We start from the raw sequence: 22,888 nt of genomic DNA on the forward strand, positions 1-22,888 counted from the left end.
GGGTGGCGGGTGCGGTCACCGTCGGGTGCCCCGGTCCCGGGGTCCACCCGCAGGGCGCCGTGCGGGCGCGGCCCGGGTGGGGCGCGGGGCAGGAGCACGGGCGGCGCGGGGTGCCGGGGTCCGGTCGGGGCGGGGGGCAGGGGTCCGGTCGGGGCGGGGTGTCGAGGGGCGCGCGCCGCCCGTCCGCTCGGCCCGGGGTGCGCGGCGCGGACCGGGCACGGCACGCAGCCGACGCTCGACGAACGGCTGGGGGGCGGGCAGCCGGAACCGGTGCGAGAGCCGGCCCGCGTCCCCCGCACGCACCGCGGCGATGGCCTCCGGCTCGTGCCGCGCGGCGTTGGCGAGCAGGCCGAACATCAGCATGGTGAGCGCGGTGGACGTGCCGCCGGAGGAGATCATCGGCAGCTGCAGCCCGGTGACGGGCAGCAGCCCCGTCACGTAGCCGGTGTTGAGGAACGCCTGACCGACCAGCCAGACCGTGGTGGTGGCCGAGAGCAGCACCAGGAACGGGTCCACCGAGCGAGCCGAGATGCGCAGCCCGACCCAGGCCAGCACCCCGAACAGCACCAGGACCAGACCCGCGCCGAGAAAGCCCAGCTCCTCGCCGATGATGGCGAAGATGAAGTCGTTGTGGGCGTTGGGCAGGTAGTTCCACTTGGCCCGGCTCTGGCCTAGCCCCACGCCCAGCCAGCCGCCGTCGGCCAGGGAGTACCGCGCCTGCAGCGCCTGGTACCCCGACCCGGCCAGGTTCACGTCCGGGTTGAGCCAGGACTCGATGCGCGCGCTGCGCGGTCCGACGAGCAGGCCGAACACCAGGGCCCCACCGGCCGCACCCACGGAGGCGAGCGCGACGAGCTTCATCGGCAGCCCCCCGAACCACAGCAGGGCCAGCACGATGATCGCCAGCGTCACGGTCGACCCGAGGTCGGGCTGCAGCAGGATGAGCAGGGCCACGAGCGCGGCGACCGGCAGCAGCGGGACCGCCAGGTGACGCAGGGGCGGCAGGTGCGGGCGGTGGGTCGCGAGCACTCCCGCACCCCAGACGGCCAGCGCGATCTTGGCCGCCTCGGCGGGCTGGAAGGACAGGCTGCCGATGCGGAACCAGCCGCGGGTGCCGTTGATGTCCGCGCCCACCCCGGGCACGAGCACGGCCATGAGCAGCACGACCGACACGACGACGGCCGGTGTCGCGAGCTTGCGAACCACCCTGATCGGCATCCGCAGGGCCACGTAGAACAGGACGGCGCCCAGGAGCACGAAGACGAGCTGCTTCTGGAACAGGCTGTACGCCGAGCCCGCGGCGGCCGCCTGCGCGCTGGAGGCGGAGAGCACCATCACGAGCCCGAGCCCGGTGAGCAGCGCGAACACCCCGAGCACCAGGTGGAACGACGTCAGCGGCCGGGCGAGCCAGCCGCGCAGCCAGGCTCCGCCCCGCTGCGGTCCGGTACGGGTGCGTGGCGGGCGTGGCGCGGTGGTGGTCACGAGGCGTCCTCGGTCAGGGCGAGCGCGGCGTCGGCGAACGCGCGGCCGCGGTGGGCGTAGTCGGTGAACATGTCCATCGAGGCTGCGGCCGGGGCCAGGAGCACGGTGTCCCCCGGGCTGGCCATCGCGGCTGCGGCACGCACGACGTCGACCATGGCCGCATCGTCTCCCGCCGCGACCTCCACGACGGGGACCTCCGGCGCGTGTCGCGCGAGGGCCGACGCGAGCACACCGCGGTCCCGGCCGAGGAGCACCACGCCCGCCAGCCCCGGCGCGGCGGTGACCACGAGGTCCTCCACCGACGCACCCTTGAGCAGCCCACCGGCCACCCAGACCACCCGGGGGTGCGCGGCCAGGGAGGCCGCGGCCGCGTGCGGGTTGGTAGCCTTGGAGTCGTCCACGTAGCGCACCCCACGCCGGGTGGCCACCACCGCACCGCGGTGCGCCCCCGGGCGGTGGGCGCGCAGACCCGCACCGACCGCGGCCGCGGACACCCCGGCCGCGCGGGCCAGCGCGGCGGCGGCGGCCGCGTCGAGTCGCCCGGGCGGCCCGGCGGGCAGCACGTCGGCTGCCGCCACCAGGGGCTCGTCCTCGGCGAAGGCCCGGTCGGTGAGGACCCCGTCGACGTAGCCCATCTCGCCCCGGGCCGGTTCGCCGAGGCGGAAGCCCACCGTCCGGGCGGCGGTCGGGACCAGCGCCGATGCGCCGGGGTCGTCCAGCCCGAGCACGGCCACGTCGCCCGTCAGCACCCCGGCCTTCGCGGCGGCGTAGGCCTCCCGGCCGCCGTGCCAGTCCAGGTGGTCCTCCGCGACGTTGAGCACGACCCCGGCCGACGGGCGCAGCGACGGCGCCCAGTGCAGCTGGAAGGAGGAGAGCTCGACGGCCAGGTCGGTGAACCCGGCGGCGTCGGTGAGCGCGTCGAGCACGGTGAGACCGATGTTTCCGCAGGCCACGGTGCGGCGGCCGTCGGCCCGCAGCACCGCCTCGAGCATCGTCGTCGTCGTCGTCTTGCCGTTGGTCCCGGTGACGGCGAGCCAGCGCCGACTCGGGCCGAACACCTCCGCACGGTCGCAGCGCCAGGCGAGCTCGACGTCGCCCCACACCGGCAGCCCGGCCGCTGCGGCCGCCACCAGCAGCGGGGCGGTGGGCCGGAACCCGGGCACGGTCACCACGAGGTCGACCCCCTCGGGCGGGGTCCGCAGGTCGAGCGCGGTCGCAGCACCGAGGACCGCGACGGCCTCGAGCTCGGCGGGGTTGCTGTCGCTGACGGTGCAGCGCGCCCCCAGACGGGTCAGGGCCCGCACGACGGAGGTGCCGGTGACCCGGGCGCCGGCGACGAGGACGTGCGCCCCGTCGAGCTCGCTGACCTGCACCGCTCAGTCGCCGATCGCGGCGAGCCACTCGCTGTAGAACAGGGCCACGCCGAGGGCGCAGGACACCGCCGCCAGCAGCCAGAACCGGATGATGACGGTGGTCTCCGCCCACCCGGCGAGCTCGAAGTGGTGGTGGAACGGGGCCATCCGGAACACCCGCCGTCGGCTGGTCCGGAACACCGCCACCTGCACCACCACCGAGACGGCCTCCATGACGAACAGCGCGCCGAGCACGATGAGCAGCAGCTCGGTGCGGGTGACCATGCTGAGCCCGGCGAGCATCCCGCCCAGGGCGAGCGAGCCGGTGTCCCCCATGAAGATCTTCGCCGGGGCCGCGTTCCACCACAGGAACCCGATGCAGCCGCCGACCGCCGCCGCGGAGAGCACCGCGAGGTCCAGGGGGTCGCGCACCTGGTAGCACCCCGCGCTCGCCGCAGCGGTGCAGTCGTTGCGGTACTGCCAGAAGCTCACCAGCACGTAGCTGGCGAGCACCATGGCCATGGACCCCGCCGCGAGCCCGTCGAGGCCGTCGGTGAGGTTGACCGCGTTGGACCAGGCGCTGACCAGCAGGTAGCAGAAGAGCACGAAGCCGACCCCCCCGAGGGAGAGGGTGGCGATGTCGCGCGCGAAGGAGAGCTGCGTGGTGGCCGGGGTGAGGCCGTCGGCGTCGCGGAAGCGCAGGGCCAGGATGCCGAACGCGACGGCGGCCACCAGCTGACCCACGAGCTTGGAGGTCTTGTTCAGCCCGAGGTTGCGCTGCTTGCGGATCTTGATGAAGTCGTCCAGGAAGCCCACGACGGCCAGCACGGTGGTGAGCCCGAGCACCAGCAGCGCCGAGGCCGAGGGGCCGTCGGCATGGAGGAACGCCCCGACGCCGTGGGCCCCGAAGTACCCCGCCCACAGCGCGGCCACGATGGCGACACCGCCCATGGTCGGCGTGCCGCGCTTGGACTGGTGGCTGGCCGGGCCCTCCTGGCGGATCTCCTGGCCGAAGCCCTGCCGGGAGAACAGCGAGATGAGGTAGGGGGTCAGCAGGATGGAGACCACCAGCGCGACGCCCGCAGCGATGAGGATCAGCCTCACGCGGTCACCGTCCCGTCGCCGGTGTCGAGCACCGCGTCGTCACCGGGGTCCTCGTCGGCGAGCAGCCCCTCGGCCACCCGCCACAGGCCGACCGACTTCGACGCCTTCACCAGCACCACGTCACCGGGTTCGACCTCCGCGCGCAGCAGGGCCAGAGCGGCCTCCACGTCGGGCACCATCACCGTCTCCTCGCCCCACGAGCCCTCCATGTAGGCCCCGCGGTGCACGGCCTCGGTCGGGGAGCCGAGCGCACCCACCACCACCAGGCGGCTCACGTCCAGTCGGACGACGTAGCGACCGATCGCGTCGTGCTCGCGCACCGCGTCCGGCCCCAGCTCGCCCATCTCCCCCAGCACCGCCCAGCAGCGCCGGCGCGCCGTGCCACGGCCGCCCGTGCGGCTGATGGACACCAGCGCCTTGAGCGCGGCCTTCACCGAGTCGGGGTTGGCGTTGTAGGCGTCGTTGACCACGGTCACGCCGTCGGCGCGGGTGCGCACGTCCATCCGGCGCTCGGAGACCGCCGCGGCCTGGCTCAGGGACTCGGCGACCTGCGCCAGGGTGGCGCCGCGCTCCAGCCCCACGGCCGCCGCGGCCAGCGCGTTGCCCACCTGGTGCTCGCCGTGCACGGCCAGGGCCACCTCGACCTCGCCGGCCGGGGTGGTCATGCGGAAGCGGGCCCGGGCCTCGTCGTCGAGCCGGACGTCCACCGCACGCACGTCGGCCCGGGCGGAGGTCCCCACGAGCACCACCCGCGCGGTGGTGCGCGAGGCCATGGCCACGACGAGGGGGTCGTCCGCGTTGAGCACGGCCACGCCCCCGTCCGCAGCCGGGGGCAGCGCCTCGACCAGCTCGCCCTTGCCCCGGGCGATGGCCTCCCGGGAGCCGAACTCACCGAGGTGCGCGGTGCCGACGTTGAGCACCACCCCGATCCGCGGCGGTGCGACGGCGCACAGCGCGGCCACGTGGCCCACCCCGCGGGCGGAGAGCTCGAGCACGAGGTTCGCGGTGGAGGTGGTGGCGCGGAGCACGGTCCACGGGTGGCCGAGCTCGTTGTTGAAGGAACCCGGCGGCGCCACCAGCGGCCCCAGGGGGGCGAGCACCGCAGCGAGGAGGTCCTTGGTCGAGGTCTTGCCCGAGGAGCCGGTGACGCCGATGACGCAGAGCTCCGGCAGCGCGTCGATGCTCGCCCGGGCGAGGCGGCCCAGCGCGGCGAGGACGGCGGCGCCCGACCCGTCGGTGTCGCCGGCCAGGGCCATCACCCGGCTGCCGGTGCCCCCGGTCGGGCTGACCACGACGGCCGGCACGCCGACCGGCCGGGCGGCGAGGACCCCCACCGCTCCGGCGGCCACGGCCGCGGCGGCGTGGGTGTGCCCGTCCACCCGCTCCCCGGGCAGCGCCACGAACAGGCTGCCGGCACCGACCCTGCGGGAGTCGAACTCGACGGGTCCGGTGACCACCACGCCCGGGTCCGGGCAGTCGTGCAGGGTGCCGCCCACCGCCGCGGCCACCTCGGCGAGGCTCATCCCGATCACGCGCGTGCTCCGCTGGTGGTGGGGTGCGCGCCGATCGCTCGGGCGAGCTCCGCCCTGTCGTCGAACGGGTGCTTCACGCCGTGGACCTCCTGGCCGGTCTCGTGTCCCTTGCCCGCCACGAGGACGACGTCGCCCGCCCTGGCCCACGCCACGGCCGCGGCGATGGCCGCCGCCCGGTCGTCGCTCTCGCGGACCTCGCCGCGGAGGTCGGCCGGCACCGCGAGGGCACCGCCGAGCACCTCCGCACGGATGGTGGCGGGGTCCTCGGTGCGCGGGTTGTCGTCGGTGACCACGAGCAGGTCGGCCCCGCGCGCGGCCACGTCGCCCATGAGGCACCGCTTGGTGGTGTCGCGGTCACCGCCCGCCCCCACCACCACGGCGAGACGGCCGGAGCCCTGGGCGCGGAGCGCGTCGATGACGGCCTGCAGCGCGGCGGGCTTGTGGGCGTAGTCCACGACGGCCACGAAGGGCTGCCCGCGGTCCACCCGCTCCATCCGTCCGGGCACGTCCACCCCGGCGATCCCGCGGACGGCGTCGCCGGGTCCGACCCCGGCTGCGGCCAGCACGGCCACGGCGAGCGCGGCGTTGGCCACGTTGTAGGCGCCGGGCAGCCGGAGCTCGGCCGTGACCGTCACGCCGTCCGGGCCGTGCAGCGCGAACGCCTGGGCCCCGCTGGGGGCGACGGTCACCGGGCCGGTGGTCCAGCTGGCCGCAGCACCGGAGGTGGACACGGTCACGGTGCCCGGACCGGCGAGCCGGGCCATCCGCACGCCCCACACGTCGTCGGTGCAGACGACGGCGCAGGGAGTGGCCACCGGCGAGGCCGGGTCGAACAGCCGGGCCTTGGCCGCGAAGTAGGCCTCCATGCCCGGGTGGAAGTCGAGGTGCTCGTGGGAGAGGTTGGTGAACGCCCCGACGGCGAACCGGGTGCCGTCGGCGCGGCCGAGCTCGAGGGCGTGGCTGGAGACCTCCATGACCACCGAGTCCACCCCCTGCTCGAGCATGAGGGCGAGCAGGGCCTGCAGGTCCGGCGCCTCGGGCGTGGTGAAGGCACTGGGCAGGGCCCGGCCGTCCACCCTCGTCTCCACGGTGCCGATGAGCCCGGGGGTCCGCCCGCCGGACCGCAGACCGGCCTCCACGAGGTAGGCGGTCGTGGTCTTGCCGGAGGTACCGGTGATCCCGAGCACCTGCAGGCGCTGGGACGGCCGGCCGTAGACGTGGGCCGCGAGCTCGCCGAGCACGGCGCGCGGCGCCGGGTGCACGAGCAGCGGGACGCCGTCGAGCCCGGGGCGGGTGGCGCCCTCCGGGTCGGTGAGCACGGCCACGGCGCCGGCGGCCAGCGCGGCGGCCGCGAAGTCCGCGCCGTGGGCACGGGCACCGGGCAGGGCCGCGAACAGGTCGCCGGGGCGGGCGTCCTGGGCGCGGAGGGTGACTCCGGTGACGAGCAGGGCCTCGTCGGCGCCCGCCAGCTCGGCGTCGACGAGGGTGGCCAGCTCGACCAGGGCGACCGGCTGCACCCTGGCGGGCCGCAGCGGGGCGTCGGGAGAGGTCACGAGCGTCCTCTCGGTTCCGGGGCGGGCAGGCACGTGGGCAGAGGTTACCGGCGCGACGGTGGGGTCTCCGACCCGCTCCCGACGGCGCGGGGCGTGGGGGGTCAGCCGGCGACGAGGGTCAGCTTGGGCGTGGGCTCCGCCGAGAGGGGCACGTCATCGTGCTGCAGCAGCCACGAGGCGATGTCGTGGAACAGCGGGGCCGAGGAGTGTCCAGCACTGCCGTCGGAGCTGCGCACGGGGTTGTCGAGCATGATCCCGACGACGAAGCGCGGGGCGTCGGCCGGGGCCATGCCCGCGAAGGTGATGTTGTAGGCGGACTGGGAGTAGCAGCCGCAGGCGGGGTCGACCTGCTGGGCCGTGCCGGTCTTGCCGGCGATCTGGTAGCCGGCGACGGCGGCCGCCACCCCGGTTCCACGCTGCTGGCCCTTGTCGTCCTGGACCACCGCCCGGAACATGTTGCGCACGGTGACCGCCGTCTGCGCGCTGACCACCTGGATCCCGTCCGGCTGCGGGCTGGTGGTCACGGTCCCGTCCGGGGCCGTGGTGGAGGCGACGATGCGCGGTGGGATGCGGACACCGTCGTTGGCGATGGCCTGGTACATGCCCGTCATCTGGAGCAGCGTCATGGACAGCCCCTGGCCGATCGGCAGGTTGGCGAACGTGGAGCCCGACCACTGCGACTGGACCGGCACCGAGCCGGCGCTCTCCCCCGGCAGGCCGACGTCGGTGGTCGCGCCGAGGCCGAACTTGGCGAGCATCTGCGCGTAGGCGTCCGGTCCGACGCGCTGGGCCAGCTCCAGGGTGCCGACGTTGGAGGACTTGCCGAACACCCCCGTCGTGGTCAGGTCCAGCGTCCCGTGCACCCACGCGTCCTTGACGGTCACCCCGCCGAGGGCGATCTTGCCCGGGACCTGGAGCACCTCGTCCGGGGTGGTCAGGCCCATGTCGATGGCGGCCGCGGCGGCGACGATCTTGTTCACCGACCCCGGCTCGAACGGCGAGCTCACGGAGGAGTTGCCCAGGGCCCGCGCGGTGGCCGTGCCGAGCTGGGTGTTGGGGTCGAAGGTGCCGTCGTTGGCCATCGCGCGGACCTGCCCGCTCTTCACGTCCAGCACCACGGCGGAGGCGTTGCGGGCCCCGGAGAGGTCCTTGGCCCGCTGCACCGCCTGCTGCACGTACCACTGCAGCTCGGAGTCGAGGGTGAGCTGGACGGAGGTGCCGTTCACGGCGGGCACCTCGTCACGCTGGCTGCCGGGGATGACGGTGCCGTCCTCCCCGCGCTCGACGACCCGGCTGCCGTCGGCGCCCGCGAGCTGGGAGTCCATCGACGCCTCGAGACCGAGCAGCCCGCTGCCGTCGGCGCCGACGGAACCGACCATGTTCGCGGCCAGCGCGCCACCGGGGTACTCCCGGATCGCCTGGCGCTCGGCGCCGACCTCGGGAAAGGCGGTGGTGATCTCCGACGCGGTGGCGGGATTGACCTTCTTGGCCAGGTAGACGAAGGACGCGTCCCCGGCCATGGCGGTGTACAGGTCCGCCCGGGACAGCTCGGGAACCTTCTCCTTGATCAGGTCCGCGATCTGGCCGAAGCGCACCTCGGCGGTGTCGGCGCTGGGCTCGGTCTCCCGAGCCTTGTCGATGCTCGCGCGGACGAACCTCGGCTGGAAGGTCAGCGCCTTGGCCTCCATGGTGAAGGCGATGGGCGTGCCGGCGCGGTCGGTGATGGCCCCGCGGGTGGCGGGCAGCACCACCGTCGAGGTGCGCTGGGCGTCGGCGCCGGCGGCCAGCGCCGTCGCGTCGATGCCCTGCACGCGGACGAGCTGCAGCGCCGCGAGGGTCAGCGCCCCGAGCATGACCCAGCGACCGACGGTGTAGCGGCGACCGTCACCGCCGATGCGGCGCCCCGCGTGGCGGATCGTGCGCCCACGCGTGGGGGTCGCGGTGCCCGTGCGCCCACGCGTGGTGGTGCGAAGGGGCTGGCGGGGACGTCCGGCGGCCATCAGGCTCCTCCTGCGGTGGGACTGGGGTCGGCGCCGGGGACGATGCCGGGCGCCACCGCGGCGGCAGCCGCGGCCGGTGCGGTGGGAGCTACCGGTGCGGCCGGTGCGGCCGGTGCGGCGGGTGCGGCGGGGGCCACTGGCGCGGCGGGAGGCACTGGTGCGGCCGGTGCGGCCGGAGGCACTGGTGCGGCCGGTGCGGCGGCAGCAGCGGGAGCCGGGGCGACGACGGCGCCGGAGGTGGTGCTCGGCCGGGAGCTGCTCGGGCGGGGACCGGCGGCGATGAGGCTGGGCCCGGGGGTGCCGGTGGCGGGCGCCGGGGTGCCCACCACCGTGACGGTGCCGTCCGCGGCCACCACCAGGTGCGCCACGTCGCCGCTGGGCACCATCCCGAGGGCGGCCGCACTCACGGCCAGCGCCGACGGGGAGTCCGCGGTCGCCACGTCCCTGCGCAGCGCCTCAGCCTGCTCGGAGAGACGCTGGTTCTGCTCCTGCGCCGCGCCGATCGCGTACGAGCTCTCCGCCGAGTGGGTCGAGAGCCAGAGGGTGGTGACGAGGCCGGCGGCGAGCAGCGTGATGACGAGGGCGACGAACGGGATGCGCCGGGTCACCGTTCCCGGGTCACCGTCGGGCACGAGGTGCAGGAAGCGCTGCGTGCGCTCGGTCTTGCGCTCGTAGGCCCGCTGGGCGGCGGTGGTGCGCGCCACGGCCGTGCGCCCCGTCGCCGGGCGGGTGGGGGGAGTCCGCGGGGCGCGCCGGGGCGCCGCGGGACGGACCCGTACGGGTGCTGTCACTGCGACCTCCGGTGGTCTCGGGTGGATCGGTCCTGCGGGGGTCGGGACGGGTGGGCGGGATCGAGGGGGGCGATGCGCTCCACGGCGCGCAGCCGCACCGGGGCGGCCCGCGGGTTCTCCTCGACCTCGGCCGCGGTGGCCTTCTCGGCCCCGCGGGTCAGGGCCCGCATCTCGGGCCCCTGCCCGGGCAGCTCGACCGGCAGGCCCTCCGGGCTGCGCGAGCGGGTCCGGGCGACCACCTCCTGCTTGACCACCCGGTCCTCCAGCGACTGGTAGCTCATGAACACGGCCCGACCGTCCGGGGCGAGGGCGTCGAGCGCGGCCGGGACCGCCCCGGCCAGCGCGTCGAGCTCGCCGTTGACCTCGATGCGCAGCGCCTGGAAGGTCCGCTTGGCGGGGTGGCCTCCCGTGCGGCGGGTGGCGGCCGGGATGGCGGCGTAGAGCACCTCGACCAGGCGTGCGCTGGTGGTGAACGGCTCCACCTCGCGCCGTCGCAGCACCTCCGAGGCGATCCGGCCGGCGAAGCGCTCCTCGCCGTAGGTGCTCAGCACCCGGGCGAGCTCGCCGTGGGAGTAGCTGTTGAGCACCTGCGCGGCGGTGATCCCGGTGGTGGGGTCCATCCGCATGTCCAGCGGGGCGTCCTTCGCGTAGGCGAAGCCCCGCTCGGCGGCGTCGAGCTGCATGGACGAGACACCCAGGTCGAACAGCACGCCCTGCACCGAGCCGGTGGCCGCCAGCCCGATCCCGGCCAGCGCGTCGGCGATCCCGTCGTAGACGGTGTGCACGAGGGTGACCCGGTCGGCGAACGCGGCGAGCCGGTTGCCGGCGATCTCGAGGGCGTCCGGATCGCGGTCGAGGCCGACCAGGCGCAGGCCCGGGTGGGCAGCGAGCAGGTGGGCGGCGTGACCGGCGAGACCGAGGGTGGCGTCGACCAGGACGGCGCCGTCGGTGCTGATCGCGGGTCCGAGGAGCTCGCCGACGCGGCGGAGCAGCACGGGGACGTGGGAGTGACGGCCGGTCTGCTCGCTCACCGCCCCGGTACCCCCTCCTGCTCGTCGTTCGCGTGTGCGGTGCCGGTGCCCGGTACCGGCGGGGGCGGTGTTCCGGGGTCCCCGCCCGAGTGCGGTGGACCTGGCGCTGGGGAAGAGCGTCAGGGCACCGCTCGGGCGGAGGCCTCGGGACACCGGCCGGCGCCGGGTGGTGCGGGTGGTCAGAGGATGCCGAGGGACTGGTCGGTGGCGGTGGAGAAGGCCTGCTCGTTGCGCTCGACGTAGGACGCCCAGGCGCGGGAGTCCCAGATCTCGACGTAGTCGACGGCGCCGATGACGACGCACTCCTTGGCGAGCTCGGCGTAGCGGCGGTGGTCGGCGGTGAGCGTGATGCGGCCCTGGCCGTCGGGGAGCTGCTCGTCCGAGCTCGCGGCCAGGTTGCGCATGAACGCCCTCGCCTCCTCGCTGGAGCGCGAGGCCTGCGAGACGGTGCGCGCCCGCTCGGCGAACACCTCCCGCGGGTACACCGCGAGGCTGTGGTCCTGGCTCTTGGTCACCGTCACGCCTCCTGCCAGGGCCTCGCGGAACTTGGCCGGCAGGGTGAGCCGGCCCTTGTCGTCCAACCGGGGCGTGTAGGTGCCGAGGAACACCGTTCCTCACCTCCCCGACCGGCCGTGGTGCTGCGTGGAGCGCGCCCGCACTCCACGAGAGGGACGCTACCCCACTTCTCCCCACGATCAAGGCGCCGAGCCCGCCCAAGACCAGGAGATCCGCGTATCTGGCCTGGTGGCGACGGTGGGGAGATTTCCCAGAGGACTCCACACCCCCGGCGGCCCTCGTGCGGTCCCGACCTGGATCGTCGCGGTAGCAGGGCCGCTGGGCGGCACGTCACCCGTCGTGGTGGGGAGGAGTGGGGTCCTCGGGCGGACGTTGTCCCCAGGACGCCGCGCCCGACCTCTGGAACACTCGGGACGGGCCGCACTGCCCGGCCCCCCGGGGTCGGAGCTCGGCGAGGCTCTCGACGACCGACCCAGGAGGATTCGTGAGCTCACCCCGCACGAGCGAGCAGGTGGGTCCGCCACGAGCCCTGCGGTCCGAGCCCGGACCGGACGAGGACGTCGCCTGGGCGCCCGCCGCGGTGGCGGACGGAGCGGCCCGGGTCGTCGCCGCGGTGGAGCAGGTGCTGATGGGCAAGGGCGAGGTGGTCCGGACCGCGGTCATGACGTTGCTCGCCGGCGGGCACCTGCTGGTAGAGGACGTCCCCGGGGTCGGCAAGACCGTCCTGGCCAAGGCGCTGGCCCGGGCCGTGGACTGCAGCGTCTCGCGCGTGCAGTTCACGCCGGACCTGCTGCCCAGCGACGTCACGGGCGTCACCGTCTACGACCGGCGCACCGCTGAGTTCGACTTCCGGCCGGGCCCCGTCTTCGCGAACATGGTGGTGGCCGACGAGATCAACCGGGCCTCACCCAAGACGCAGTCCGCGCTGCTCGAGTGCATGGAGGAGCACCAGGTCACCGTCGACGCCACCACCTACCCGCTGGCCGAGCCGTTCATGGTGCTCGCCACCCAGAACCCGGTGGAGATGGAGGGCACCTACCCGCTGCCCGAGGCCCAGCGCGACCGCTTCACCACCCGCATCTCCCTGGGCTACCCCCACCAGGACGCCGAGCTGGCGATGATCGAGGGGCACGCCGGGTCCGACCCGGTCGACCGCATCCGACCGGTCTGCACGGCGGCCGACGTGCGGTCGATGATCGCCGGGGCCCGCGCGGTGCACGTGGCGCCGGAGCTTCGCCGCTACGTCGTCGAGCTCGTATCGGCCACCCGCAGCTCGCCGCTGGTGCGCCTGGGGGCCTCGCCCCGCGCCACCCTGCACCTCGTGCGCGCGGCGCGGGCCCGGGCCGCCATGGCCGGGCGGGACCACGTGCTGCCCGACGACGTGCACGCCGTGGCGGTCCCCGTGCTGGCCCACCGGCTGCTGCTGACGGGCGAGGCCCGGGCCGCTCGCCGCGAGGCGGGCCAGGTGGTGCACCAGCTGCTCGACCAGCTGGTGGTCCCCCGGGGCAGCCGGTCCGAGCCCTCGGCGCGCCACGGTCAGCGCTGAGCCGTGCTCCCAGACCTGACCGGGCACCCGTGATCGGCCCCCTCCGCGGACTCACCACCCGAGGCCGATGCCTGGTGGCGGCGGGCGTGGCGGCCGCGGTCTGCGCCCTGGTCCTCGACGAGCGGGACCTGCTCCGGGTGGCCGTGCTGCTGGTGGCCCTGCCCGTCCTCACCGCGCTGCTGCTCGGCCTCGCCCGTCTGCGGCTGCAGGTCTCCCGCGACGTGCTCCCCCGCACCCTCTCGGTGGGCGCCCCGGCCGAGGTCCACCTCACCCTGCACGCCGGCGGTCGGCTCCCGGTGGCGGGGCTGCTGCTCACCGACACCGTGCCCACCGTGCTGGGTGAGGAGCCCCGGTACGCGGTGGGCGCCCTGGCGACCGGCACGTCCGCGTCCGTGGTCTACGGGCTGGCGCCCAGGGTGCGCGGCCGGCACGCGCTGGGCCCGGCGGAGGTCCGGGTGGCCGACCCGCTCGGGCTGGTCGAGCTGGTGCGTCGGCTCCCCGGCACCACCACCGTGCTGGTCCGGCCCCGGCTCCTCGAGCTGACGGGTCTGCCCGGCAGCCTGCTCGACGCGGCGGAGACCGGCGGCGCACCGTCCGGATCGGGCGCTACCCGTCAGGACGTCCAGGACTCCCTGGTGCGGCCGTACCGGACCGGCGACGACCTCCGCTCGGTGCACTGGCGCAGCTCCGCGCGCCGCGACGAGCTGATGGTCCGTCCCCAGGAGCAGAGCCGCCGCACCGGGACCGTCGTCCTGCTCGACGTGCGTGGGGCCGCGCACCACGGGCTCGGAGCGCACTCGACGCTGGAACGGGCCATCTGCCTGGCCGCGAGCGCGGCGGCCCACCTGGCCCGTCACGACCGCACCGTGCGCCTGGTCACCTCCGACGGGCGCGACCTCGGCAGCGGCGAGTCCGCCCTGGACCAGCTCGCGCTGCTCACCCCCGCCGGGGGCAGCTCGCTGGCCGGCGCTGCCGAGGTGGCCGGCCACGACGAGCTGCTGGCGGTGCTGGGGACCCTCGACGTCGCCGGTGCCCAGCTCCTCGTCGGCGCCACGGCCACCGCCGGGCCGGGGCGCGCAGTGGTGCTCGGCGCCGACGGACCCGGTGCGACCCTGCTGCGCGACGCCGGGTGGGGCGTCCTGCTCGCCACCGACCGCACGCCGCTGCCGCTCGTCTGGGACCAGCTGTGCGGTGCCCGATCCGCCGTGGCGCAGCCGGTCGGGGGCGCGTGGTGAGCACCTGGGCCGAGCCGATCGGCAGCCGGGCGGGCGCCACCGCGGCCGGTTCCGGCGCACTGCTGCTCAGCACGGCCGCCCTCGGCCCGCTGTTCACCGACGCCAGCTGGGCGCCGTCGGTCCTCGCCGTCGTCGTGCTCGTGGCGCTGACCGGGGTGGGGCTGCGCTCGGTGCGCTGCCCGTTGCCCGTGGTGGTGGTGGCCCAGCTCGTGGTGGTGGCCGTGCTCGTGACCGTGCTGTTCACCAGCACGGGTCTGGCGGGGGTGCTGCCCGGCCCGGCCGCCGTGGGCCAGGTCCGTGACCTGCTCTCCGGCGCGGGCACGCAGATCCGGGACGAGAGCGTGCCGGTGCCCGTGACCCCGGAGCTGCAGCTGCTGCTGGTGCTCCTGCTCGGCGCGGCGGCGGTGGCCGTGGACGTCCTGGTCGCGGACCTCCAGGCACCCGCCGGCGCCGGCCTCGTGCTGCTCACCATGGTGGCGGTGCCCGCGTCGCTGCTCGACCAGCTGCTGCCGTGGTGGTCGTTCGTGCTGGGGGCGCTCGCCCTGGTGCTGCTGCTGGTGGCCGACGGCGCCCGGCGCGTGCCCCGGGCCGGGCCGGCGGCCGGGGCGGCCGGGCTCCGCGCGCCCGGGGTGCTCGCCGTGGTGGCGCTCGCGGTGGTCGCCGGACTGCTGGGGGGCTCGAGCGCCCTCGGCGTCGGCACCGGTGGCCGGCTGGCCGGCGGTGGGGGCGGCGGCGTGGGCCTGAACCCCTTCACCCAGCTGCGCGGCCAGCTCGACCAGCCCCAGGACGTGCCCCTGTTCACCGTGCAGGGGCTGGACGAACCGACCTACCTGCGTGCCGTCGCGCTGGACACCTACGTCGCCGACCAGGGCTGGGTGGTCGACCGGACCGCCGACGACCAGCAGGCCGAGGGCCCGCTCGACCCGGGCGCGGTCCGAGGCCCCGCCGTGTCGGTCACCATCACGCCGCAGCAGTACACCGACCGGTGGCTCCCTGCTCCCGGCACGCCGACGGCCGTGCAGGGCACGGGGGGCTCCCTGCAGAGCTACTCCTACGACCAGACCCTGGACACGCTGCACACCCGGCGCTCGCAGCCGCTGCCCAGCTACCGGGTGCAGGCCGTCGTGCCGGGCGGGACCGCCGACGAGCTCCGGGCCGCGGGCTCCCCCGGACCCGGGTCGGCGGACTCCCCCGGGCCGCGCTTCTACGCGACCACCGGCATCGATCCCCAGGTGAAGCAGATCGCCGAGACCGTCACCGGCGGTGCCACCGACTCGCTGGACGCCGCCGTCCGGCTCACCAGCTACTTCCGCGACCCGGCCAACGGGTTCACCTACACCGTGCAGACCGCGGAACCCGGGGCGGGCAAGGACGCGCTGGTCAGCTTCCTCACCGACGGCAGGACCGGGTTCTGCGAGCAGTTCGCGTCCTCCATGGCCGCCATGATGCGCAGCCTCGGGTTCCCCAGCCGGGTGTCGGTGGGCTTCACGGCCGGGACCGGCGACGGTGTGAGCCGGGAGGTCACCACGAGCGACGCGCACGCCTGGGTCGAGGTGTACTTCAGCCGGACGGGGTGGGTCCAGTTCGACCCCACCCCGCTCAGCGACGGCCGCGGCGTGGTCCCCGGCTACGTGACGCAGGCCCTGCAGAACCCGGCCGCCGGCACCGGTGCCACCACGGCCCCCAGCGCTGCGCCGACCGCGGCACCGAGCGCCGCACCGACCGCGGCCGCCCCCACCGCGGGCGCGCAGGACCCGCAGGCCGGTGCCGCCGAGAAGGGTTCCGGCACCACGGCCGCGCCGTCGCCCTGGCCCCGCCGCATCGCTGTCACCGCCGTGGTCGTGGCCGTGGTCGTGGCCGTCCTGGCGGCACCGGCCGCGGTCCGGGTGCTGCGCCGACGACGACGCTGGGCCGACGGCAGCCCGGCCGCCGCCTGGGACGAGGTACTGGACTCCGCCGCGGACCGGGGTGTCGTGCTGCGGCCGAGCGAGACCCCGCGGCAGACCGCGCTGCGGCTGGGCGACGAGCTCGCGCTCGACGCCGGTGCGGTGACGGCGCTGCACGCGCTCGTCGACACCGTGGAGCAGAGCTGGTACTCCTCCGGCGGGGTGCTGGTGCAGCAGCAGTCGCCCGCGGAGCTGGGGCGTGCGGTGGACTCTGCGCTGCGGACCGCGAGCCCCGTGGGCCTGCGCGGGCGGCTGCTGCCCCCGTCGTTGCGCGGGGCGCGCGGCGCCAGCGGCCTCTGACGGTCGCGCGGAGCCGGCCCGTCGCACGGAGCCACCGCCGACCGCAACGACGAACGGCCCCTGGTCGGAGACCGGGGGCCGTTCGGGGAGAGCGGGATCAGGGCTGGTCGAAGCGACGCTTGAAGCGCTCCTCCATGCGGGAGGAGAACCCGCCGGGCTGCTTGTCGCCGCCGCGGGAGGCCCCGGGGGCGGGACCGCTGGGTGCCACGCCGGGCGCCCCACGACCCGTGACGAGCACGACGGCGGAGCCGAACATCATCAGGAAGCCGACGACGCTGACCGCGACGACGGCGATCGTGGGCAGGCCCAGCGCCACCCCGGCGATGAGCACGACGAGGCCGAGGACGAAGAGGAAGACCGCCTGCAGGCGGCGCTTCCTCGTCGCGGTCCTGACCCGGGCACCACGGACGTTGGACGCGAACTTGGGATCATCTGCGTAGAGCGCGCTCTCGATCTGGTCCAGCAAGCGCTGCTCGTGCTCGGAGAGTGGCACGTTTTCCCTCCCCCGGCACAGAGGCATTGGGCGGCCGCCCCTTCTCCGGGGGCGACAGGCGCCCGACCCGGGCGCCTTCCCACATCGTACGAGCAGAGTTCAACTCCTACCACCCGCACGGGGATTCTCCTGTCCTCCCGAGGCTCAGCGACCACCCGGACGGGGGCCGCGGGGGGCTGCGGGGGGCTCCGGGGCACGTCGGGCACCGTCGCGTCCGCCCAGCAGGGTGGCCGGACGGACCGCTCCGTCCCCGAACTTGGAGCGCAGGGCGTCGGCGGCCCGCTCGGCGTCGCGCCAGCCGTGCTCGCGCTCGTCCAGGCGCAGCTGCTCCACCACCTGGGCGGCCCGGACGAGCTGCTCGGTCCGCACGCCGACCAGGCGGACGGCCTGCGGCAGCGGACGCAGCGCGTCGAGCAGGGTGCGCGCGGTGCCGTACACCTCCTGGGCGACGTCGGTGGGCGCCTCCAGGGTCCGCGAGCGGGTGATCGTGGTGAAGTCGGCGTAGCGCACCTTCACCGCCACGGTCCTGGCGCGCAGCCCGCGACGACGCAGCCCCGCGGTGGTCCGCTCGGACAGGCGCAGCAGCTCGCGGTGGAGCACGGCCGAGTCGTGCACGTCGACGCTGAAGGTCTCCTCGGCCCCCACCGACTTCTCCGTCGTCCCGGCCACCACCGCCCGGTCGTCGCGACCGTTGGCCAGGGCGTGCAGGTGGCTGCCGCTCGCCGTGCCGACCCACTGCTGGAGCACCCGCAGCTCCGTGCCGGCCAGCTCGCCCACCGTCCGCAGACCCACCGCGGCCAGCTGCTCCGCGGTGCGGGCACCCACGCCCCACAGCGCCGAGACGGGCAGGGCGTGCAAGATCGCGAGCTCCTCGACCAGCGGCACCACCATGACGCCGTCGGGCTTGGCCATCCCCGAGGCGATCTTCGCCATCGACTTCGTGCGGGCCAGACCCACCGAGGCGGTGATGCCCTCCGCGGCGAGCACCGCCGACCGCACGTCCTGCGCGAGGGCCAGCGGGGTGGTCCGCAGCCGGCGCAACGAGCCGGCCACGTCCAGGAACGCCTCGTCCAGGCTCAGCGGCTCCACGAGCGGGGTGACGGAGCGGAAGATGCCCATGACCGTCCGCGAGGCGGCGGTGTACAGCGGGAACTGCGGGGGGACGAACACGGCCCGGGGGCACAGCCGACGGGCCCGGACCGCGGGCATGGCCGACCGGATCCCGAAGGCCCGCGCCTCGTAGGTGGCCGAGAGCACCACGCCCCGCCCCCCGGCCCCGGCGACCACGACGGGCAGACCGGCCAGGTGCGGGGCCTCGCGCACCTCGACGGAGGCGTAGAAGGCGTCCATGTCGACGTGCAGCACCGTGCACCCCGTGTCGTCGGGCCCGACCGCCGAGGAGGCGTCCTGCTCCCGTCGCGCCTGGCGGCCCGCGTCGGCGAGCTCTCCGCTGCGTCCCACGCGTCAGTGCCCCACCGGTCAGCCGCTCACGGGCGGGGCGCGACCGTGGCCACGGCGTGCAACCGGCTGGCCATCTCGCGCAGCGGGGAGGTGCAGGAGGCGTGCAGCTCCAGCTCGGCCAGGGCCGCAGCCGAACCGGGGGCGGTCTCGAGCACGGGCCAGGGCACGAGGTCGCTCACGACGGCGTCGCCCTGCACGAGCTGGACGACGAGACCCGCGGCCACGAGCGCGGCCTCGATCCCCGCGACGTCGAAGCGGCGCAGCAGCGGGTCACGGGGGCCGACCCGACCGTCCGGGTCGGTCAGCACGTGCTGGGCGTCGGCGATGCGGCCCGCGAGCGCGCGGTGCAGGACCGCCGCCGCGCGCCCGGCCACCAGGACCGAGAGGGCGCCGGCCGGTGCGAGCGCGGCCACGAGGGCGGCGAGGGTCGCGGGGACGTCCTCGACCACCTCGAGCACGCCGTGCGCGAGCACCACGTCCGCGCTCGCGTCGGCCACCGCGTCGGCCAGGGAGTCCGCGTCGCCCTGGACCCCGGTGACGAGGTGCGACACACCGGCCTCCCGTGCGCGCCGGGCCAGCGAGGCCAGGGCGTCGGGGCTGGGCTCGACGACGGTCACGCTGCAGCCCGTGGTGGCCAGCGGCACGGCCCAGACGCCGGAGCCACCTCCGACGTCGAGCACGCGGCAGCCCTGGGCGCCGCCGTGGGCCGCCCGGCAGACGAGCTGGTGGACGGCGCGGCGCACGGCGAGGCTGCCGGCCCCGGCCTGGCTCGCGTCGGTGCCGGGCACCGGCGGCAGGCTGGCGCGCGCCGAGGGTGCTCCAGGGGTGGGTGCTCCGGGGGTGCTCACGGACTCCCACAGTAGTGGCCGACACCGGCGTTCCCCGGTGCCCTCACCGATCTGGGCGACGTGGTCCCCGGCCGCGCACGGCGTTCTCGGCCAGGGCCAGGAACTGCTCCACCTGACGGACCATGTCGTCGGCGTCCCGCACGGACACCGCAGGGGGCCGCCCCGACGGGCCCGGAGCGCACGCCGCGAAGAACTGGGCCCACTCCCCCAGCTCGGGAGCCACGGCCCGCAGCAGCTCCCACGCGCTGGTCGGCCGGCCACCGGTGGAGGGTGCCGGGGACGGCCCCGGCTCGCGCCCTGACGTCGGCACCGCACGGGCGGCCAGCACCGCGGCCGCCCCCCGGAGCGCGGCCAGGTGCGCCGCCGCGAAGCGACGGGGTGCTGCGGGCTCCGTGCACGCGGCCGCGAGACCGTCCCCCGCCTGCTGCAGCAGGTCCACCGCTGGTGCCGTCACGTCGGCCCTCCCTCCACGTCGGTACTGCGGTGCCGCTCGGCACGGCCACTGGCCGGGTGCGCCGGACCCGGGGCCGCCGCGCTTCCCTCGCGGCGGCCCCGGGAGCCGGAGCCATGGTTCGAACACCTGTTCGAACCACGGCTGGACCATAGCCGGGCGCACCCCGGTCCCGTCAACACCCGCGTCGTCGCGGGGAACGGTGGGTGGAGGTGGTGTGATGGGCGGGTGAGCGTGGACGTCGTCGAGCTGTCGCCCGAGGCGCTGCGGGAGCGGATGGGCGAGGCGCTCGGCGTCTACGTCGCCGCCATGGACTACCCCCCGGGCACCGAGGCGCACCGGGCGCCCATGTGGGCCGAGCACGCCCTGCGGCCGGGCTGGGCCGCCGTGGCCGCGATCGACGCCGGCACCCTGGTCGGCATCGGGTACGGCTACCGCAGCGCTCGCGGGCAGTGGTGGTCGGAGGAGGTCCGCACCGGGCTGCTGGCCCTGGGCCGGCCCGCCGGCGAGACGGAGCAGGTGCTGGCCGACACCTTCGAGCTCACCGAGCTCCACGTGCACCCGGCGGCCCAGGGCGACGGCCTGGGGTCCCGGCTGCTGCTGTCCTTGCTGGAGGGACGGCCGGAGGGTCGCGTGCTGCTGTCCACCCCGGAGGTCGACGCGGAGGGCAACCGGGCCTGGCGGCTGTACCGGCGCACGGGGTTCGGCGACGTCCTGCGGCACTTCCGCTTCACCGGCGACCCGCGCCCGTTCGCGGTGCTCGGCCGATCCCTCCCGCTGGGCTGAGCCGGCCGGCCGTCGCCGGGCCGGGTGGCCCCGCCGCCGCTACCGTTGGGCCCGTGCAGGACGTGGTGGTGGTGGGCGCGGGCCACAACGCGCTCGTCGCCGGGTGCTACCTGGCCCGGGCGGGCTGGGGCGTCACCGTCCTCGAGCGCGACGCGGTCGCCGGTGGCGCGGTGTCCACCGTCGAGCGCTTCCCCGGCCACCAGGTGGACCGCGGCTCCTCGGCGCACCTGATGATCCGGCACCTCGGCATCGTGGAGGAGCTGGGACTGGCCGAGCACGGGTTGCGCTACGCCGACTGCGACCCCTGGGCCTTCGCGCCCGCGCCCCCCGGGTCGGACGCCCCCGGCATCGTCTTCCACCGCGACCTCGACGCCACCTGCGCCTCCGTCGAGGCGGCCTGCGGCGCGGCCGAGGCCGACGCGTACCGGCGCTTCGTCGGCACCTGGGGGCCGCGCAGCGCCCGCGTGCTGCGCAGCTTCGCCACCCCGCCCACCCCGCGGCACCTGGCCCGCGCGTTCTGGGGGATGGACACCGGGGGCGATCCCGCCGGGCTGTCCCGGGAGTTCCTCACCTCCGGCGACGGCCTGCTCGACGCGACCTTCGACGACGAGCGCCTGCGCGCCGCCCTGGCGTGGTTCGGGGCGCAGTCGGGCCCGCCCACCTCGGCGGCGGCCACCGCCCCCATGGTCGGGTTCGCGGCCGCGATGCACGCGGTCCCACCCGGCCGGGCGATCGGCGGCAGCGGTGCGCTGAGCCGGGCGCTGGTCTCCAAGCTCGCGTCCCTGGGCGGACGCGTGGTCCTCGGCGACGCCGTCACGTCGCTGCACCGCGGCACCGACGGCTGGACGGTCCGCACGGCCGGTGGCACCGAGCACCGGGCCCGCACCGTCGTCGCCGGCTGCCACGTGCTGGACACCCTGGACCTGCTCGCCGCGGGCGGGCACCCGGAGCCGGAGCGGGTGTCGCGCTGGCGCCGCGAGGTGCGGGTGGGCCCGGGCATCGGCATGGTCGTGCGCCTGGCCACCTCCGGGCTGCCGCGCTACCCCAGCGCCCCGGCCGGGGTGGCGGTGGAGCACGGGCTGCAGCTGCTGGTGCACGACCGCCGCCAGCTGCACGGTGCGCACGGCGCGGCAATGGCCGGCGAGCTGCCCCCCACCCCCGTGGTGCTGGCCATGAGCCTGAGCTCGCTGGACCCCGGCTCGGTGCCGGCCGGGCAGCAGCAGGTGTCGCTGTGGGCCCAGTGGCACCCCTACGCGCTCTCGGGGGGACGGAGCTGGGACGGCGTCGGGGAGGCCGAGGGCGACCGGATCGTGGCCGAGATGGACGCCCACGCACCGGGCTTCGCCGACTCGGTGCTGCACCGGCTCGTGCAGACCCCGCTGGACCTGGAGCGCGAGCTCGGCCTGCGCGGCGGCAACGTGATGCACGTCGAGATGTCGCTGGAGTCGCAGATGCTGTTCCGCCCGACCCCGGAGCTCTCCGGCTACCGGGTGCCCGGGGCGGCCGGGCTCTACCTCACGGGCGCCTCCACCCACCCCGGCGGCGGGGTCAGCGGCGCCAGCGGGCGCAGCGCCGCCGCCCTCGCCCTGGCCGACGCCCGGGGCGGCATGCTGCGGCGTGCGGTCGCGGGCGGGCGCGCCGTGGTGGCCAGGCGGTGAGGACGGCCGGCGCTCTCGGGGTGGCCGCGGTCGCGGTGCAGATCACCTACCCGCTGACGGCCGGCTCGACCCGCGACGCGGTGAGCATTGCGGTGGTGCTCCTGCTCGCCGCGGCGTCGGTGGTGCACGCCGTCGTGGTCCGCGGGGTGCGCTGGGCGGGCGCGCTCGTCCTGGTGACCGCAGGGGGCGGGTTCGCCGTGGAGCTGCTCGGCACCGCCACCGCGTTCCCGTTCGGGGAGTACACCTACGCGCAGGGTCGTCTCGGGCCGGCGGTCGCCGGGGTGCCGCTGCTCATCGGGGTGGCCTGGACGGCGGGCGCCTACCCCGCCTGGTGCGCGGCGCAGCGGGTGAGCTCCGGCCGCGGGGGCCGCCTGGTCCTGGCCGCGGTGGGCCTGGCCGGCTGGGACCTGTTCCTGGACCCGCAGATGGTGGCCGACGGTCGCTGGACCTGGGTGCAGCAGGACGCGGGGCTGCCGGGTGTTCCCGCGGTCCCGGTGGGCAACTACCTCGGCTGGCTGGGGGTGGCGCTGGTGATGGCCGCGCTGCTCACCCTGCTGCCGACGACGGAGGTCCCCACCCGGCGCGACGGACTGCCCGTGGCCCTGTTCTGCTGGACGTGGCTGGGTTCGGCCCTGGCGCACGCGGTGTTCCTCGGGCTGCCCGCCTCCGCCGTGTACGGCCTGGTCGGCATGGGCGTGCTGGGGGTCCCGCTGCTGGCCGTGCTGGGGTCGGGGCGCGAGCGTTACGGGCGCGTCGCGCCGCGCGCTCACCGACCACGGACCGGGCGGCTGGCACGATGACCC

The 22,888-nt window shown here is 76.0% G+C and carries 19 protein-coding genes; 6 read left to right on the top strand and 13 right to left on the bottom strand.

What is annotated here, in order from left to right:
• Nucleotides 1–15: 15 nt before the first annotated feature.
• The 9 genes from ftsW to mraZ all read right to left on the bottom strand — a co-directional run bounded on the left by ftsW (nt 16) and on the right by mraZ (nt 11,453).
• Entirely contained in the window at nt 16–1,482 is a 1,467-nt protein-coding gene (ftsW, locus tag RHODO2019_RS09815; RefSeq protein WP_265381632.1) for a putative lipid II flippase FtsW, read from the bottom strand.
• Nucleotides 1,479–2,855 carry a UDP-N-acetylmuramoyl-L-alanine--D-glutamate ligase gene (gene murD / locus RHODO2019_RS09820; RefSeq protein WP_265381633.1) on the bottom strand — a complete coding sequence of 459 codons (1,377 nt, stop codon included), beginning with the start codon at nt 2,853–2,855 and terminating at the stop codon, nt 1,479–1,481. The genes ftsW and murD overlap by 4 nt, the downstream gene beginning before the upstream one ends.
• Before the next feature lie 3 nt (nt 2,856–2,858).
• Nucleotides 2,859–3,938 carry a phospho-N-acetylmuramoyl-pentapeptide-transferase gene (gene mraY / locus RHODO2019_RS09825; RefSeq protein ID WP_265381634.1) on the bottom strand — a complete coding sequence of 360 codons (1,080 nt, stop codon included), beginning with the start codon at nt 3,936–3,938 and terminating at the stop codon, nt 2,859–2,861.
• Nucleotides 3,935–5,470 carry a UDP-N-acetylmuramoyl-tripeptide--D-alanyl-D-alanine ligase gene (locus RHODO2019_RS09830; RefSeq protein ID WP_265381635.1) on the bottom strand — a complete coding sequence of 512 codons (1,536 nt, stop codon included), beginning with the start codon at nt 5,468–5,470 and terminating at the stop codon, nt 3,935–3,937. The genes mraY and RHODO2019_RS09830 overlap by 4 nt, the downstream gene beginning before the upstream one ends.
• The gene (locus tag RHODO2019_RS09835) at nt 5,467–7,023 is read right to left on the bottom strand and encodes a UDP-N-acetylmuramoyl-L-alanyl-D-glutamate--2,6-diaminopimelate ligase (RefSeq protein ID WP_435532104.1); all 1,557 of its coding nucleotides are present in this window, start codon (nt 7,021–7,023) and stop codon (nt 5,467–5,469) included. The genes RHODO2019_RS09830 and RHODO2019_RS09835 overlap by 4 nt, the downstream gene beginning before the upstream one ends.
• Nucleotides 7,024–7,124: 101 nt before the next feature.
• Entirely contained in the window at nt 7,125–9,023 is a 1,899-nt protein-coding gene (locus tag RHODO2019_RS09840; protein WP_265381636.1) for a peptidoglycan D,D-transpeptidase FtsI family protein, read from the bottom strand.
• Nucleotides 9,023–9,727: a cell division protein FtsL gene (ftsL, locus tag RHODO2019_RS09845; protein WP_265381637.1), complete on the bottom strand. Its 705-nt coding sequence runs from the start codon at nt 9,725–9,727 to the stop codon at nt 9,023–9,025. Before ftsL ends, RHODO2019_RS09840 begins: the two co-directional genes overlap by 1 nt.
• Nucleotides 9,728–9,810: 83 nt before the next feature.
• On the bottom strand, nt 9,811–10,845 hold the full coding sequence (rsmH, locus tag RHODO2019_RS09850; protein WP_265381638.1) for a 16S rRNA (cytosine(1402)-N(4))-methyltransferase RsmH: 1,035 nt from the start codon (nt 10,843–10,845) through the stop codon (nt 9,811–9,813).
• Nucleotides 10,846–11,024: 179 nt separating this feature from the next.
• Nucleotides 11,025–11,453, bottom strand: a complete 429-nt coding sequence (mraZ, locus tag RHODO2019_RS09855; RefSeq protein ID WP_265381639.1) for a division/cell wall cluster transcriptional repressor MraZ — start codon at nt 11,451–11,453, stop codon at nt 11,025–11,027.
• A gap of 392 nt (nt 11,454–11,845) precedes the next feature.
• On the opposite strand from mraZ, the gene RHODO2019_RS09860 reads away from it, so the two are divergent.
• The 3 genes from RHODO2019_RS09860 to RHODO2019_RS09870 are packed head-to-tail and all read left to right on the top strand — an operon-like array spanning nt 11,846 to nt 16,388.
• The gene (locus RHODO2019_RS09860; protein ID WP_435532105.1) at nt 11,846–12,907 is read left to right on the top strand and encodes an AAA family ATPase; all 1,062 of its coding nucleotides are present in this window, start codon (nt 11,846–11,848) and stop codon (nt 12,905–12,907) included.
• Nucleotides 12,908–12,936: 29 nt separating this feature from the next.
• Nucleotides 12,937–14,142 (top strand): DUF58 domain-containing protein, encoded by a 1,206-nt coding sequence (locus RHODO2019_RS09865; protein ID WP_265381640.1) that lies wholly within the window; start codon nt 12,937–12,939, stop codon nt 14,140–14,142.
• Nucleotides 14,139–16,388: a transglutaminase TgpA family protein gene (locus RHODO2019_RS09870; protein ID WP_265381641.1), complete on the top strand. Its 2,250-nt coding sequence runs from the start codon at nt 14,139–14,141 to the stop codon at nt 16,386–16,388. The genes RHODO2019_RS09865 and RHODO2019_RS09870 overlap by 4 nt, the downstream gene beginning before the upstream one ends.
• 97 nt (nt 16,389–16,485) lie before the next feature.
• Here the strand turns inward: RHODO2019_RS09870 and RHODO2019_RS09875 are convergent, their stop codons facing one another.
• From RHODO2019_RS09875 to RHODO2019_RS09890, 4 genes are all read right to left on the bottom strand, one after another.
• Entirely contained in the window at nt 16,486–16,881 is a 396-nt protein-coding gene (locus tag RHODO2019_RS09875) for an SCO2097 family morphological protein (protein WP_265381642.1), read from the bottom strand.
• A 144-nt stretch (nt 16,882–17,025) separates the two neighbouring features.
• Nucleotides 17,026–18,342: a DNA polymerase IV gene (dinB, locus tag RHODO2019_RS09880; RefSeq protein ID WP_265381643.1), complete on the bottom strand. Its 1,317-nt coding sequence runs from the start codon at nt 18,340–18,342 to the stop codon at nt 17,026–17,028.
• Nucleotides 18,343–18,368: 26 nt separating this feature from the next.
• Nucleotides 18,369–19,190: a class I SAM-dependent methyltransferase gene (locus tag RHODO2019_RS09885; protein WP_265381644.1), complete on the bottom strand. Its 822-nt coding sequence runs from the start codon at nt 19,188–19,190 to the stop codon at nt 18,369–18,371.
• Between the two features lie 43 nt (nt 19,191–19,233).
• Nucleotides 19,234–19,644 carry an SAV_6107 family HEPN domain-containing protein gene (locus tag RHODO2019_RS09890; RefSeq protein WP_265381645.1) on the bottom strand — a complete coding sequence of 137 codons (411 nt, stop codon included), beginning with the start codon at nt 19,642–19,644 and terminating at the stop codon, nt 19,234–19,236.
• A gap of 273 nt (nt 19,645–19,917) precedes the next feature.
• On the opposite strand from RHODO2019_RS09890, the gene RHODO2019_RS09895 reads away from it, so the two are divergent.
• From RHODO2019_RS09895 to RHODO2019_RS09905, 3 genes are read left to right on the top strand one after another with little or no spacing between them, the layout of a single operon-like run.
• Nucleotides 19,918–20,427: a GNAT family N-acetyltransferase gene (locus tag RHODO2019_RS09895; protein WP_265384717.1), complete on the top strand. Its 510-nt coding sequence runs from the start codon at nt 19,918–19,920 to the stop codon at nt 20,425–20,427.
• A 53-nt stretch (nt 20,428–20,480) separates the two neighbouring features.
• A complete protein-coding gene (locus RHODO2019_RS09900; protein ID WP_265381646.1) occupies nt 20,481–22,085 on the top strand; it encodes a phytoene desaturase family protein in 1,605 nt (534 codons plus the stop codon).
• Nucleotides 22,082–22,885 carry a carotenoid biosynthesis protein gene (locus RHODO2019_RS09905; protein WP_265381647.1) on the top strand — a complete coding sequence of 268 codons (804 nt, stop codon included), beginning with the start codon at nt 22,082–22,084 and terminating at the stop codon, nt 22,883–22,885. The genes RHODO2019_RS09900 and RHODO2019_RS09905 overlap by 4 nt, the downstream gene beginning before the upstream one ends.
• The last annotated feature ends 3 nt before the right edge of the window (nt 22,886–22,888 follow it).

Origin of the sequence: Rhodococcus antarcticus (genome assembly GCF_026153295.1) — a bacterium.
GTDB classification, from domain to species: Bacteria; Actinomycetota; Actinomycetes; order Mycobacteriales; family Mycobacteriaceae; genus Rhodococcus_D; species Rhodococcus_D antarcticus.